The organism is Pseudomonas sp. P110(2024) (assembly GCF_057480795.1).
Genome location: NZ_JBLIYT010000017.1, coordinates 1 through 14,032, shown reverse-complemented (window position 1 = coordinate 14,032; position 14,032 = coordinate 1). Strand labels below are relative to the sequence as shown.

Annotated in this window: 13 protein-coding genes; 6 read left to right on the top strand and 7 right to left on the bottom strand. The window is 64.9% G+C overall.

Going from position 1 to position 14,032, the window contains the following annotated elements; genetic code table 11:
- Window positions 1-75 precede the first annotated feature (75 nt).
- Together lptG and lptF are read right to left on the bottom strand one after the other, a co-directional pair.
- Window positions 76-1,137: an LPS export ABC transporter permease LptG gene (lptG, locus tag AC25ND_RS23365; protein WP_028691994.1), complete on the bottom strand. Its 1,062-nt coding sequence runs from the start codon at window positions 1,135-1,137 to the stop codon at window positions 76-78.
- The gene (lptF, locus tag AC25ND_RS23360; RefSeq protein WP_062360416.1) at window positions 1,130-2,245 is read right to left on the bottom strand and encodes an LPS export ABC transporter permease LptF; all 1,116 of its coding nucleotides are present in this window, start codon (window positions 2,243-2,245) and stop codon (window positions 1,130-1,132) included. Before lptF ends, lptG begins: the two co-directional genes overlap by 8 nt.
- A 294-nt stretch (window positions 2,246-2,539) precedes the next feature.
- Here lptF and AC25ND_RS23355 point away from each other — a divergent pair, with 294 nt between their 5' ends.
- The 5 genes from AC25ND_RS23355 (at window position 2,540) to rlmF (ending at window position 8,994) form a co-directional block, all read left to right on the top strand.
- On the top strand, window positions 2,540-4,033 hold the full coding sequence (locus tag AC25ND_RS23355) for a leucyl aminopeptidase (RefSeq protein ID WP_028691996.1): 1,494 nt from the start codon (window positions 2,540-2,542) through the stop codon (window positions 4,031-4,033).
- Between the two features lie 51 nt (window positions 4,034-4,084).
- Window positions 4,085-4,513: a DNA polymerase III subunit chi gene (locus tag AC25ND_RS23350; protein WP_062360412.1), complete on the top strand. Its 429-nt coding sequence runs from the start codon at window positions 4,085-4,087 to the stop codon at window positions 4,511-4,513.
- A gap of 5 nt (window positions 4,514-4,518) precedes the next feature.
- Window positions 4,519-4,890 (top strand): hypothetical protein, encoded by a 372-nt coding sequence (locus AC25ND_RS23345; RefSeq protein ID WP_062360410.1) that lies wholly within the window; start codon window positions 4,519-4,521, stop codon window positions 4,888-4,890.
- 150 nt (window positions 4,891-5,040) lie between these two features.
- The gene (locus tag AC25ND_RS23340; RefSeq protein WP_062360408.1) at window positions 5,041-7,887 is read left to right on the top strand and encodes a valine--tRNA ligase; all 2,847 of its coding nucleotides are present in this window, start codon (window positions 5,041-5,043) and stop codon (window positions 7,885-7,887) included.
- A gap of 162 nt (window positions 7,888-8,049) precedes the next feature.
- Window positions 8,050-8,994, top strand: coding sequence for a 23S rRNA (adenine(1618)-N(6))-methyltransferase RlmF (gene rlmF / locus AC25ND_RS23335; protein ID WP_213884166.1), 945 nt, complete (start codon window positions 8,050-8,052; stop codon window positions 8,992-8,994).
- 56 nt (window positions 8,995-9,050) lie between these two features.
- Here rlmF and AC25ND_RS23330 read toward each other — a convergent pair whose 3' ends face one another.
- A complete protein-coding gene (locus AC25ND_RS23330) occupies window positions 9,051-9,332 on the bottom strand; it encodes an HU family DNA-binding protein (RefSeq protein WP_011535502.1) in 282 nt (93 codons plus the stop codon).
- Between the two features lie 391 nt (window positions 9,333-9,723).
- Here AC25ND_RS23330 and yejK point away from each other — a divergent pair, with 391 nt between their 5' ends.
- Window positions 9,724-10,731, top strand: coding sequence for a nucleoid-associated protein YejK (yejK, locus tag AC25ND_RS23325; protein WP_062360406.1), 1,008 nt, complete (start codon window positions 9,724-9,726; stop codon window positions 10,729-10,731).
- 149 nt (window positions 10,732-10,880) lie between these two features.
- On the opposite strand, the gene AC25ND_RS23320 is transcribed toward yejK, so the two are convergent.
- The 4 genes from AC25ND_RS23320 to AC25ND_RS23305 form a co-directional block, all read right to left on the bottom strand.
- Entirely contained in the window at window positions 10,881-11,171 is a 291-nt protein-coding gene (locus AC25ND_RS23320; RefSeq protein ID WP_028692002.1) for a GIY-YIG nuclease family protein, read from the bottom strand.
- A 43-nt stretch (window positions 11,172-11,214) separates the two neighbouring features.
- A complete protein-coding gene (locus AC25ND_RS23315) occupies window positions 11,215-11,673 on the bottom strand; it encodes a nuclear transport factor 2 family protein (RefSeq protein WP_028692003.1) in 459 nt (152 codons plus the stop codon).
- A 105-nt stretch (window positions 11,674-11,778) separates the two neighbouring features.
- A complete protein-coding gene (locus tag AC25ND_RS23310; protein WP_028692004.1) occupies window positions 11,779-13,059 on the bottom strand; it encodes a CynX/NimT family MFS transporter in 1,281 nt (426 codons plus the stop codon).
- 13 nt (window positions 13,060-13,072) lie between these two features.
- Window positions 13,073-13,741, bottom strand: coding sequence for a FadR/GntR family transcriptional regulator (locus tag AC25ND_RS23305; RefSeq protein WP_062360402.1), 669 nt, complete (start codon window positions 13,739-13,741; stop codon window positions 13,073-13,075).
- Between the last annotated feature and the right edge of the window lie 291 nt (window positions 13,742-14,032).

Below are 14,032 nucleotides of genomic sequence, written 5' to 3'. Positions count from 1 at the left end.
TCGGCGGACATCATCTTCATGTTGCGCACAAAAAAGCCGACCCCAGGGTCGGCTTCTTTTGTGTGGCTCAGGCCATCAACCCGCCCGGCGCATCAACCACAATCCGGCCAGCGCGCAGATCCCAGCGGGGATCACCACTGCCAGCAACGGTGGGAAGCCGAACACCTGGCTCGATGGCCCCAGCAGGTCCCCGGCGATGCGGAACACGAAGCCCACCAGCACGCCAGTGAACACGCGCTGACCCAGGGTCACGGAACGCAGCGGGCCGAAGATGAACGAGATCGCCATCAATACCAGCGCCGCGGTGACCAGCGGCTGCAGGACCTTGGTCCAGAACGCCAGCCAGTAGCGCGAGTTGTTCAGCCCCTGGTCGGCCAGATAATGGATATAGTCCCACAGCCCGGTGATCGACAGCGACTCCGGCGCCAGCACCACGGTGTTGAGCAGCTCCGGCGTCACCGAGACGTCCCACACTTCCTCGGGGCTCTTGACCACTTCGGTGTGGTCGCCGCGGAAGTAAGTGGTGGAGACATCGTTGAGCATCCACTTGCCTTCGACGTACTGCGCCCGGCGGGCGAAGCTGGAGGTCTGGATCTTGCGCTCGGCGTCGAAGCGGTAGCGGGTCACGCCCAGCAGCAGGCCATTGGGCTGCACCGAGTTGATGTGCACGAACTCCTCGCCCTGGCGGTGCCACATACCGCGCTTGGAGCTTTGCGCCTCGCCACCGCCCTGGGCCAACGAACGGTCGGCCTGGGCCTTGTTCTCGGTTACCGGGGCCACGTACTCGCCGATCAGCAGGCCGACCAGCATCAGCACCAGCATCGGCTTCATCACCGCCCAGACGATGCGACCGATGGACACACCGGCGGCGCGCATGATGGTCAGTTCGCTGCTGCTGGCCAGGCTGCCCAAGCCGATCAGGCAGCCGATCAGGGCCGCCATCGGCAGCATGTCGTAGAGCCGCCGAGGGGCGGTCAGCAGGACGAAGCTGCCAGCGTCCAGGAAGGTGTAGGTCGCGCTCAGGTCATTCAGTTCGTCGATCAGGGCGAACAGCGACGCCAGGCCGAGGATGATGCCGAGCACGGCGACGATCGCCAGCAGCACGCTCTTGCCGATGTAGCGGTCCAGTTTAACCACGGGCCACCTCCGCACGACGGGCAGCGCGCTTGAGACGCAGCGGCTCCCAGTACATCAGCGCCAGGCCGATCAGCAGGAACAGGCCATGGACCCACCACATGCCCAGCGAGATGGGCAGCTTGCCCTTCTCCAGGGCGCTACGCACGGAAATCAGCATCGTCAGATAGGCCATGTACAAAAGGATCGCCGGCAGCAGCTTGAGGAAGCGGCCCTGGCGTGGGTTGACGCGCGACAGCGGCACCGCCAGCAACGTCACGACGAACACCAGCAGTGGCAGCGACAGGCGCCATTGCAGCTCGGCACGCTCGCGAATGCCTTCCTGCCCGAACAGTTCGGAAGTCGGGATCGCTTCGCGCTCGGTGACTTCCTCGGCGACTTCCGGCTTGGGCAGCAGCACGCCGTAGGTGTCGTACTTGATCGCCCGGTAGTCGGCCTGGCCTGGGTTGCCGTCGTAGCGGTAGCCGTTCTCCAGTACCAGGTAACGGTTGCCGTCGGCCTGCACTTCCTGGTGGCCCTTTTCGGCGACCAGCACCGAAGGCGCGCGGTCCTTGGTCTTGTCCTGGTTGAAGCGTTTCTCGGAGATGAACACCCCGCCGAGCTTGATGCGGTCATCGGACAACTGCTCGGTGTAGGTCACCCGGGAGCCGTCGCGCAAGGTCTGGAAACGGCCCGGCACCAGGGTGTCGAACTCGGTCAGGGCATCCTGCTGGGCGATGATCTTCTGCACCTGGGCAACGCCCAGGGGCGCCAGGCTCAGGCTCAGCCAGGCGACCAAGAGGGCCACCAGCGCCGCCGGCACCATGGTCACGGTCAGCAGGCGTTGCTGGCTCATGCCGGTGGCCGACAGCACGGTCATCTCGCTTTCGAGATAGAGCCGGCCATAGGCGAGCAGGATGCCGAGGAACAGCCCCAGCGGCAGGATCAGTTGCAGGAAGCCCGGCAGGCGGAACCCCATGATCATGAACAGCACGCTTGGATCGAGCGCGCCCTGGGCCGCCTGGGCCAGGTATTTGATGAAGCGCCCGCTCATGATGATCACCAGCAGCACGGCGCTGACGGCGCTCAAGGTCACCAGGACCTCGCGGGACAGATAACGAAAGACGATCAAACCAGACACTCCTGGGTTGTCAGGGGCGGACAGCCAAACGAACGATTCGGACAGCCAAGACCAATGCCGGTTCGCCAAGGCGAACCTCCATGTAAAAGTGCGCGCATTATCCTGTGATTGACCGCGCCTGTCACTTGGCCACGCAGCATGGCGCATATCGGGGTTGTCATTGTGCTCGCGGCAGGCTCAAACTGGCAGCTTTTCCGCTGGCAGGCATCGCCCGCCAGCCGCGTGTTCCGAGCGCCTGCACAAGACAGCGCCCACTGACAGACAGATCATTCGGGGACCCCAGACATGGAATTGGTTGTAAAGAGCGTAGCCGCTGTATCCGTCAAGACCGCGACCTTGGTCGTACCCGTCGGTGAAGGGCGCAAGCTCGGCGCCACCGCCAAGGCCGTCGACCAGGCCAGCGAAGGCGCGATCAGCGCGCTGCTCAAGCGTGGCGACCTGGCCGGCAAGCCGGGCCAGACCCTGCTGCTGCACAGCCTGCCGGGCCTGAAAGCCGAGCGCGTGCTGCTGGTCGGCAGCGGCAAGGACGAAGCCCTCGGCGATCGCGCCTGGCGCAAGCTGGTCGCCAGTGTTGCCGGCGTACTCAAGGGACTGGGCGGCAGCGACGCCGTGCTGGCCCTGGACGACATCGCCGTCACCGGCCGCGACGGCCACTACGGCAAATACCGCCTGCTGGCCGAGACCCTGCTCGACGGCAACTACGTGTTCGACCGCTACAAGAGCCAGAAGGCCGAACCCCGCGCCATCAAGAAAGTCACCCTGCTCACCGCCAAGGCTGGCCAGGCCGAGGCCGAGCGCGCCGTCAAGCACGCCAGCGCCATCGCCACCGGCATGGCCTTCACCCGCGACCTGGGCAACCTGCCGCCGAATGTCTGCCACCCGAGCTTCCTCGCCGAGCAGGCCAAGGACCTGGGCAAGGCACACAAAGGCCTCAAGGTCGAGGTGCTGGACGAGAAGAAGATCAAGGACCTGGGCATGGGCGCGTTCTACGCCGTGGGCCAGGGCAGCGACCAGCCGCCGCGGCTGATCGTGCTCAACTACCAGGGCGGCAAGAAGAGCGAGAAACCGTTCGTGCTGGTCGGCAAGGGCATTACCTTCGACACCGGCGGCATCAGCCTCAAGCCCGGCGCCGGCATGGACGAGATGAAATACGACATGTGCGGCGCCGCCAGCGTGTTCGGCACCCTGCGCGCCGTGCTCGAGCTGCAACTGCCGATCAACCTGGTGTGCCTGCTGGCCTGCGCCGAGAACATGCCGAGCGGCGGCGCCACCCGTCCGGGTGACATCGTCACCACCATGAGCGGGCAGACCGTCGAGATCCTCAACACCGACGCCGAAGGCCGCCTGGTGCTGTGCGATACCCTCACCTACGCCGAGCGCTTCAAGCCACAGGCGGTGATCGACATCGCCACCCTTACCGGCGCCTGCATCGTCGCCCTGGGCAGCCACACCTCGGGCCTGATGGGCAACGACGACGCGCTGGTCGGCCAACTGCTGGACGCCGGCAAGCGTGCCGACGACCGCGCCTGGCAACTGCCGTTGTTCGACGAGTACCAGGAGCAACTGGACAGCCCGTTCGCCGACATTGCCAACATCGGTGGGCCGAAGGCCGGCACCATCACCGCCGGCTGCTTCCTGTCGCGCTTCGCCAAGGCCTACCACTGGGCGCACCTGGACATCGCCGGCACCGCCTGGATCAGCGGCGGCAAGGACAAGGGCGCCTCGGGTCGTCCGGTGCCACTGCTCACCCAGTACCTGCTGGACCGCGCCGGCGCCTGATGGCGCAAGATCGGTGGCGCCCCGCGCGCCACCGGTCGGCACTGAACGATCATGAGCAAAGTCGATTTCTACATCCTGCCCAGCGACTCGCTGTCGGTGCGGCTGGATTTCGCCTGCAAGCTGTGTGAAAAGGCCTGGCGCCTCGGCCACCGGATCTACCTGCACTGCCAGGACGAGGCGCAACGCAGCGAGCTCGACCTTCGCCTGTGGCAGTTCAAGGGCGAGGTCTTCGTGCCCCACGACCACGCCGAACAGCACCCGGACGCCATTGTCGCGCTGGGTGTCGGCACTGATGCCGGCGAACACCGTGACCTGCTGATCAACCTGGGCGGCGATGTTCCCGCCTTCGTCGGCCAGTTCGAGCGGGTCGCCGAGATCGTCGTCGAGGAACCGGCCATCCGCCTGGCCGCCCGCGAGCGATTCCGTTTCTACCGCGAACAGGGCTATGCTCTGCAAGATCACCGCTTACAGCGACTCTGACGACGATGGACAAGCAGCTGAACTCCCTGACCCATTCCGCCCACCTGCTCGACGACCTCGAGTCGATCCGCGAGCTGCTGGGCGACGCCGACCTGCAACCGCCGCTGCTGACCGAGACGGTGGAGCAGATTCCCCTGTTGCTGGACGAACCTGCCGGCGCGACGCCACCGGTTGTCGAAGCCGAGCCCGCCAAAGCGCCTGAAGAGGATGCCCAGACTCGCCGCCAGGACACCCTGCTGCACCTGGACGCCGAACTGCGCGCCGCCGCGCAACTGATCATGCAGGACGTGATCAACGACTTTACCCCGCACATCGAGACCGAAATCAAGCGTCGCCTCGATGCACGGCTGGAGCGGTTGCTCAAGCGCTCCGAGTAACCATTCGTCCGGATCGCGGGGCAAGCCCGCTCCCACGACAACACGTGGGAGCGGGCTTGCCCCGCGATGGGCGCTACACCTGTCTTGAAGCGCGCAGCTTGGTTATACTTCCCGGCTTTCCCGAATTAATGCCTAAGGGTCCCGCCGCGCATGGATAAGACCTACCAGCCGCACGCCATCGAAACTTCCTGGTACAACACCTGGGAGTCCGAGAACTATTTCGCTCCACAAGGTGCAGGCGAGTCCTACACCATCATGATCCCGCCACCGAACGTGACCGGCAGCCTGCACATGGGCCACGGTTTCAACAACGCGATCATGGACGCGCTGATTCGTTTCCGCCGCATGCAGGGTCGCGACACCCTGTGGCAACCGGGCACCGACCACGCCGGTATCGCCACCCAGATGCTGGTGGAGCGCCAGCTCGAAGCCAAGGGCCAGAACCGTCACGACCTCGGTCGTGAGAAGTTCCTGGAGAAGGTCTGGGAGTGGAAGGATCAATCGGGCGGCAACATCAGCCGCCAGATCCGCCGCCTGGGCTCGTCGGTGGACTGGAGCCGCGAACGCTTCACCATGGACGACGGCCTGTCGGAAGCGGTCAAAGAGGCTTTCGTGCGCCTGCACGAGGACGGCCTGATCTACCGCGGCAAGCGCCTGGTCAACTGGGACACCAAGCTGCACACGGCGATTTCCGACCTCGAAGTGGAGAACCACGACGAGAAGGGCCACCTGTGGAACCTGCGCTACCCGCTGGCCGACGGCGCCAAGACCGCCGAGGGCAAGGACCACCTGGTGGTCGCCACCACCCGTCCGGAAACCCTGCTCGGTGACGTCGCCGTCGCCGTCAACCCGACCGACGAGCGCTACCAGGCGCTGATCGGCAAGTTCGTCGAACTGCCGCTGGTCGGCCGCCGCATCCCGATCGTCGCCGACGACTACTGCGACCCCGAGTTCGGCACCGGCTGCGTGAAGATCACCCCGGCCCACGACTTCAACGACTATGAGGTCGGCAAGCGCCACAACCTACCGCTGCTCAATATCTTCGACAAGAACGCCACCGTGCTGGCCGCCGTGCAGGCGTTCAACCTCGACGGCAGCGTCAACGAAGGTATCGACACCTCGCTGCCAGCCCAGTACGCCGGCCTCGACCGCTTCGTCGCGCGCAAGCAGATGGTCGCCGACCTGGACGCCCAGGGCCTGCTGGTCAGCATCGACGACCACGCCCTGAAGGTCCCGAAGGGCGACCGTTCCGGCACCGTCATCGAGCCGTGGCTGACCGACCAGTGGTATGTCTCCACCAAGCCGCTGGCCGAGCCTGCCATTGCCGCCGTGGAAGACGGCCGCATCCAGTTCGTGCCCAAGCAGTACGAGAACATGTATTTCTCCTGGATGCGCGACATCCAGGACTGGTGCATCAGCCGCCAGCTGTGGTGGGGCCACCGCATCCCGGCCTGGTACGACGAAGCCGGCCAGGTCTACGTCGGCCGCGACGAGGCCGAAGTGCGCGCCAAGCACAACCTGGGCAGCGAGGTAAAACTGCGTCAGGACGACGACGTGCTCGACACCTGGTTCAGCTCGGGCCTGTGGACCTTCTCCACCCTGGGCTGGCCGGAACAGACCGAGTTCCTGAAGAAATTCCACTCCACCGACGTGCTGGTCACGGGCTTTGACATCATCTTCTTCTGGGTCGCCCGGATGATCATGCTGACGATGCACCTGATCAAGAACGAGGACGGCACCCCGCAGGTACCGTTCAAGACCGTCTATGTGCACGGCCTGGTCCGCGACGGCCAGGGCCAGAAGATGTCCAAGTCCAAGGGCAACGTCCTCGACCCGCTGGACATCGTCGACGGTATCACCCTCGACGCCCTGCTGGAAAAACGCACCAGCGGCATGATGCAGCCCAAGCTTGCCGAGAAGATCGCCAAGCAGACCAAGGCCGAGTTCCCCGAAGGCATCGCCAGCTACGGCACCGACGCCCTGCGCTTCACCTTCTGCTCGCTGGCCTCCACCGGTCGTGACATCAAGTTCGACATGGGCCGCGTCGAAGGCTACCGCAACTTCTGCAACAAGATCTGGAACGCCGCCCGCTACGTGCTGGACAAGGGCGAGGACTGCGGCCAGAACGGCGAGGCCTACGAGCTGTCGCTGGCCGACCGCTGGATCATCTCGCAGCTGCAGCGCACCGAAGCCGAGGTTACCCGTCAGCTCGAGCAATTCCGCTTCGACCTGGCCAGCCAGGCCCTGTACGAGTTCATCTGGAACCAGTACTGCGACTGGTACCTGGAGCTGTCCAAGCCGGTGCTGTGGGACGAGAACGCCCCGGTCGAGCGCGCCCGTGGCACCCGCCGCACCCTGGTGCGCGTGCTGGAAGTCGCCCTGCGCCTGGCGCACCCGTTCATGCCGTTCATCACCGAAGAGATCTGGCAGCGCATCGCGCCGCTGGCCGGCATCGAAGGCAAGACCATCATGCTGCAGCCATGGCCTGAAGCGAATGAAAGCCGCATCGACGCCGCCGCCGAAGGCGACATCGAGTGGCTCAAGGAGCTGATGGTGGGCCTGCGCAACATCCGCGCCGAGATGAACATCGGCCCGGGCAAGCCGCTGCCGCTGTTCCTGAAGAACGCCAACGCCGACGACCAGCGTCGCCTGCAGGAAAACGAAGCCCTGCTGAAGAAACTGGCCAAGGTCGAGTCGTTCACCGTGCTCGGTGAGCAGGACGAAGCGCCGCTGTCGGCCACCGCGCTGGTGGGTGACCTGCAGGTGCTGGTGCCGATGGCCGGCCTGATCGACAAGGACGCGGAACTTGCGCGCCTGAGCAAGGAGATCCAGCGCCTGCAGGGCGAGGTCCAGCGCGTGGGTGGCAAGCTGTCCAACGCCGCCTTCGTCGACAAGGCACCGCCTGCGGTGATCGAGAAGGAACGCGCCAAGCTGGCCGAGTCGGAGCAGGCCCTGGCCAACTTCACCGAGCAGCATGCGCGGATTGCGGCGCTGTAACAACCTGATAGACCGCTGGGGCCGCGTTGCGGCCCTTTCGCGACACAAGGCCGCTCCCACAGGACGGCGCCAGCTTGAAAGGCGCCACTATCCTGTGGGAGCGGCCTTGTGTCGCGAAAGGGCTGCAAAGCAGCCCCAGGGCCTGCAACACCGGATCCGACCATGACCAACAAACCCACCCTGCATCCGCGCAATCGCCACCAGGGCCGCTACGACTTCCCCGCCCTGATCAAGGCGCACCCGGACCTGGCCCGCTTCACCATCACCAACCCCTACGGCAAGCCCAGCATCGACTTTGCCAACCCCGAGGCCGTGCGGGTGTTCAACCGCGCCCTGCTCAAGGCCCAGTACGGCATCCAGCACTGGGACATCCCGACCGACTACCTGTGCCCGCCGATCCCCGGCCGCGCCGACTACATCCATGTGCTGGCCGACCTACTGGGCGAAGACAACGGCGGCGAAATCCCCCGCGGCGCCCAGGTGCGCGCCCTGGATATCGGCGTCGGCGCCAACTGCATCTACCCCCTGCTCGGCCACAGCGACTACCGCTGGCGCTTCACCGGCTCCGACATCGACGGCGTGGCCCTGGCCTCGGCCAAGGCCATCGTCCAGGCCAACAAGCTCGACAAGGCCATCAGCCTGCGCCAGCAAGCGCAGTCCAGGCACATCCTCAGTGGCTTGCTGCAGGCCGACGAACGCTTCGACGTCACCCTGTGCAACCCGCCGTTCCACGCCTCCCGCGAGGAAGCCACCCGCGGCAGCCAGCGCAAGTGGAAGAATCTCGGCAAGCAGGACCCCAAGCGCAAGCTGCCAGTGCTGAACTTTGGCGGACAGAACAACGAACTGTGGTGCGAAGGTGGCGAGATCCGCTTTGTCAGCCAACTGGTCGCTGAAAGCGTGCAGTACGCGGCCCAGGTGCTGTGGTTCACCAGCCTGGTGTCCAAGGCCAGCAACCTGCCGGGCATCGAGGCGGCCTTGAAGAAGGCCGGGGTGAAGGCCGTGCGCATCGTCGAGATGGGCCAGGGGCAGAAGCAAAGCCGCATGGTCGCCTGGAGCTTCCAGGACGACAGCGCACGCCAGCAATGGCATGCCGCGCGCAAATCATAGGCATGAAAAAACCGCGCCCGGGCAAGCCGGGCGCGGTTTCGTCAACGCATCAACAATTACTTGTTGATCGAGTCGGTCAGCACTTTGGCTGGAACGAACTTGACGACTTTCTTGGCAGCGATTTCGATGGCAGCGCCAGTCGAAGGGTTGCGGCCGGTACGGGCAGGACGCTCGGAGACTTTCAGCTTGCCGATGCCTGGCAGGGTGATTTCGGCGCCGTTTTCCAGTTGGTCGGCAACGATCTGGCCCAGTTGCTCCAGAGCAGCGCGCGCGGTGGTTTTCGGCGCGTCGATGGATTCAGCGATGTCGGCAATCAGTTGGTCTTTGGTCAGTGCCATGGTGGTGTTCCTTCCCTATCAAATCAGAGGTTGTGCAGCATGCTAGGTCGGTGGTCGGGCCAGCCCGGGACAATCCAGAGGCCGCGTCGATCGCGTATGTAGATACGCAAATCGGCGTTTGGTTCGACACCGCGCAAGCGATCTGCCAGCAATGCGCCACCCAAGGGGCGCAAGACCGCGCAAAGCTACCACAGGAATCGAGAAATATCCGCTGTCGACATTGATTTTGTGCAGGTTTTTCGGGGGTTTTCGGAAAAATCGCAAAAAAATGAACAAAAAACGAACAACCGCCATTTGTGCCAATATCTGGCCACTGCATCGCCCCCGCCCTGAGGTAAACTGAGCGACTTTTGCAGCGCGGCTTTTCACCGCTCAGACCACCGAGAATTCCATGCCAATCCGTCATTGCATCGTTCACCTGATCGACAAGAAGCCCGATGGCAGCCCCGCCGTGCTCCATGCGCGCGACAGCGAACTGGCAGCCTCCGACGCCATCGAGAACCTGCTGGCCGACCTCAACGACAGCTACAACGCCAAGCAAGGCAAAGCCTGGGGCTTTTTCCATGGCGAGTCCGGCGCCTACCCGTTCAGCGGCTGGCTCAAGCAGTACCTGGATGAGGAAAAGGACTTCGCCGCCTTCAGCCGCGTCGCCGTCGAGCACCTGCAGAAGCTGATGGAAGAGTCCAACCTTTCCACCGGTGGCCACGTGCTGTTCGCCCATTACCAGCAGGGCATGACCGAGTACCTGGCCATCGCCCTGCTGCACCACAGCGAAGGCGTGGCGGTGAACGCCGAACTCGACGTCACACCGTCGCGCCACCTGGACCTGGGCCAGTTGCACCTGGCGGCGCGGGTCAACCTGTCCGAGTGGAAGAACAACCAAAACTCCAAGCAGTACATCTCGTTCATCAAGGGCAAGAACGGCAAGAAGGTCTCGGATTATTTCCGCGACTTCATCGGCTGCCAGGAAGGCGTCGACGGCCCGGGTGAAACCCGCACCCTGCTCAAGGCCTTCAGCGACTTCGTCGAGAAAGAAGACCTGCCGGAAGAGTCTGCCCGGGAAAAAACCCAGACCCTGGTCGACTACGCCACCACCCAGACCAAGCTGGGCGAGCCGGTGACGCTGGAGGAACTCTCCAGTCTGATCGACGAGGACCGCCCCGAGGCGTTCTACGACCATATCCGCAACAGCGACTACGGGCTGTCGCCGGAGATTCCGGCCGACAAACGTACCCTCAACCAGTTCCGCCGCTTTACCGGGCGTGCCGAGGGGTTGTCGATCAGCTTCGAGGCGCATTTGCTGGGCTCGAAGGTGGAGTATGACGAAGAGGCTGGGACGCTGGTGATCAAGGGCTTGCCGACGCAATTGATCGACCAGCTGAAGCGGCGCAAGGACTGAAATCGCCGGGGCGCGTTGCGCCCCTTTCGCGCCCCACAGGCGATCACGTTTCCCTGTGGGAGCGGCCTTGCGTCGCGAAAGGGCAGCAAATCAGTCCCAGCGATCTATCATGACCACGGACGAAACCCGCCCCACCGTCGGCGAGACCACTACCCCCCGAATCCGGCATAGGACGCCACCAACGCCTCCTTCGCCGCCTTGCGCAGCTTCTTCACCAACCGCTCCTGGCGCAACGCCTCGCCCTTGTCCGGCCACTGCTCCACATACACCAGCGCCTGCGCCGGGCTGGTCTTGAAATAACGTGCGCCCTGCCCTTTCTGATGCTTGATGAAGCGCCGCTGCGGATCATCGCTGATACCGCAGTACAACGAGCCATTGGCGGCACGCACCAGGTAGACGTACCAGGGTTTGCAGTCGGGGGAAGGCGCTGTTTCGCTCACGGCTCGGTTCGGTGCAACGGAAGAAGGTCGTCAGCTTAACGCCTCAACGCGCCTGCTGGAATGCGCGAAGCCCCTTGAATGCCTGCTGGCGCACCTTGTTCTGCAACATCGGCGTCCAGCCCAGCAGCACACCCGGCATGCCCAGCGCCTGACGCGCCCAACGCCACAGGTCGAAGGTATCGTCGTGCTGGCAGATCAGCCCGTCGCGGATCACGAAGCGCGCCTGGATATCGTTGACCACCACCCGCCCGGTCTGGCTGAACAGGTAGGTCGCCACCCAGTGCGCGCCATCGCTGCGCACGTCGTCGAAGGTCAGGGTGAAGTCCTTGGCGCGGGCGGTGAGCATCCGCCACATGTCACCCGCGTCACGCCCGCGCAGGGTGCCGAAGACCGGATCGCTGAAGACGATGTCTTCGCTGTAGCAGGCCACCATGGCCTCGGCGTCCAGGCGCTGGAAGGCCTGGTAGAAACGGGTGATCAGGGCGCTGCTGGCATCGCTCATGGACTGTTCCTGCGCTAGGTGCGAAACCCGCAAGATACTGCCTGGATGCCAGCAACACCATGCCCATTCGCGTCGTGAATGACGATCACGGATCAAGCCAGAGCCTCAAACGTGCTCGCTGCTGACCTGCACATGCAGCGCCCGCCCGGCGCCGAGACCGAACAGGATCGCCCCGACGCCCAGCACCGCGAAGATCCAGCCCACCGCGCTCCAGCCACCGGTCAGATCATGCACCAGCCCTACTGCGAATGGCCCCATGGATGCCAGCGTGTAGCCCACGCCCTGGGCCATGCTCGACAGGTTCGCCGCCACATGGGCGTCCTTGGAGCGCAGCACGATCAGGGTCAGTGCCAGGGCGAAGGTGCCGCCCTGCCCCAGCCCGAGCAGGATCGCCCAGCCCCACAGCCCCTCGATCGGCGCATACAGGCAACCGAACAGCCCGCCCAGGGTCACCAGCATCACCACCACGATGGCCAGGCGCTGGTCCTTGCCCCGCGTGGCCAGCCAGGGCGCGCTCAGGGAGCTGATCAGTTGCACGATCACCGAGCCGGACAACACCAGCCCCGCCTCGGTCGGGCTCAGCCCGCGGCCGATCAGGATCGAAGGCAGCCAGCCGAACACGATATAGGCCAGCGATGACTGCAGGCCCATGTAAAGCGTCACCTGCCAGGCCAGCGGATCGCGCCACAGCCCGCGCACGCGGTAGGCCACCTTGTGCACGCCATGGCCCTGACGGGACTGGGGCAGCCAGACCAGCATCGCCAGCAAGGCAGGCAGCAGCCAGAAGCCCAGCCCCAGCGCCCAGCTGTCATCGAAGTGGCGGGTCAAGGGCACCGTGGCCCCGGCGGCCATCGCGGCGCCCAGGCACAGCGCCATGGTGTAGACGCCGGTCAGGGTACCGGCGTGCTGGGGGAAGTCGCGCTTGACGATACCTGGCAGCAGCACGCCGATGATGCCGATGCTCGCCCCCGCCATCAGGCTGCCGAGGAACACGCCAGTGGCGCCCAGGGTGCTGCGCACCAGGATGCCCAGCGCCAGGGTCAGCAGGATGCCGAAGATCACCCGCTCGCTGCCGAATCGTCGCGCCAGGATCGGCGCCAGCGGCGCGAACAGCCCCAGGCACAGTACCGGCAAGGTGGTCAGCAGCCCGGCTTGCGATGCGCTGAGCCCCAGCCCTTCGGATACCTGACCGAGCACCGGCGACATGCTCGACAGCGCCGGGCGCAGGTTCAGCGCCACCAGCACCAGGCCCAGCAGCAACAGCCAGGGCCTGCGCAGCACCACGGGCTGTTGCTGGACCTGCTCGTCGTCGGCTTCGGCGTCGATCAGCAGTTCATCGAGCTCCGCCTCGCGGGGAGCGGTGTTGCGGGTCAGTTGTTCGGCCATGGCCTTCTCGTTGTCAGGATTCGATGAGTGTCCGGCTCAGGTGCTTGGCCCGTTCCGGATCGCGTTGTTCGAGGGCGTCGAGGATCTGCCCGTGCAGGTCGAACACGGCCTGGCAACGGGGGACGCTGGTCATGTTGTGCTGCAGGGCGGCGCGGACCACGCTGGAGAAGTAGCGGTACAGCTCGCTCAGGGCGGGGTTGTGGGCGGCGTCCACCAGGCGCTGGTGGAACACCAGGTCGCATTCGACGTAGGCGTCGACATCGCCATGGAAATGCCGCGCGCTGTGTTCCAGGGCCTCGCGCAGGGCCTGCAGGTCAGTGTCGGTGCGGCGCACGGCGGCCAGGCCGATGGCTTCTGCTTCAAGAATATGGCGGGTTTCGCGGGCGTGTTCGACTGCGCAGCGGGACATGACCTGCACGGCCTGCAAGGGGTCCACGGCGGTACGCAGGTAGCTGCCGTCGCCCTGGCGGATTTCTACCAGGCCGCTGAAGGCCAGGACGCGCATGGCCTCGCGGACGGTGTTGCGGCTGATGCCCAGGTCGCTGGCCAGCTCCGGTTCGGTGGGCAGGCGCTGGCCTATCGACCAGGTGCCCTTGGCGATGCGGTCGCGGAGCTGGTCTACGGCTTGTTCTACCAGGGAGCGTTTGATGAGCGGGGTCACGAGGTGGGTACGTCCAGTCATCGGATGAATTTGCTTGGGGTTGGACGATAGCGGTTGGGGGGGGATTGGGCAAGGGTTCGGGTTTCAGGGTGTGGGTTTTGAATTTTTTATGCGCATTCGTAGACGATATCGACATTTAGTCACCTTTCCGCCCTTACGGCGGGTTACTTTGGTCTTAACTCGCCGTCCGCGGCCAAAGTAACCAAAGCCGCCCCGCTCCGTTCATCCGGCCCCTACGCTTCGCTTCGGGGTTCCCTCGCTCCGTTCTTGCTCCCGGGAGGACCGCGCTGAACGCCCCATCCTGGGGCGCAG

Excerpts from the sequence above, each read along its gene's own strand:
- AC25ND_RS23310 (WP_028692004.1), bottom strand. The coding sequence starts at position 13,059 with ATGGCCGAACAACTGACCCGCAACACCGCTCCCCGCGAGGCGGAGCTC.
- AC25ND_RS23355 (WP_028691996.1), top strand. The coding sequence starts at position 2,540 with ATGGAATTGGTTGTAAAGAGCGTAGCCGCTGTATCCGTCAAGACCGCG.
- AC25ND_RS23345 (WP_062360410.1), top strand. The coding sequence starts at position 4,519 with ATGGACAAGCAGCTGAACTCCCTGACCCATTCCGCCCACCTGCTCGAC.
- yejK (WP_062360406.1), top strand. The coding sequence starts at position 9,724 with ATGCCAATCCGTCATTGCATCGTTCACCTGATCGACAAGAAGCCCGAT.
- AC25ND_RS23315 (WP_028692003.1), bottom strand. The coding sequence starts at position 11,673 with ATGAGCGATGCCAGCAGCGCCCTGATCACCCGTTTCTACCAGGCCTTC.
- AC25ND_RS23350 (WP_062360412.1), top strand. The coding sequence starts at position 4,085 with ATGAGCAAAGTCGATTTCTACATCCTGCCCAGCGACTCGCTGTCGGTG.
- rlmF (WP_213884166.1), top strand. The coding sequence starts at position 8,050 with ATGACCAACAAACCCACCCTGCATCCGCGCAATCGCCACCAGGGCCGC.
- AC25ND_RS23340 (WP_062360408.1), top strand. The coding sequence starts at position 5,041 with ATGGATAAGACCTACCAGCCGCACGCCATCGAAACTTCCTGGTACAAC.
- AC25ND_RS23305 (WP_062360402.1), bottom strand. The coding sequence starts at position 13,741 with ATGACTGGACGTACCCACCTCGTGACCCCGCTCATCAAACGCTCCCTG.
- AC25ND_RS23330 (WP_011535502.1), bottom strand. The coding sequence starts at position 9,332 with ATGGCACTGACCAAAGACCAACTGATTGCCGACATCGCTGAATCCATC.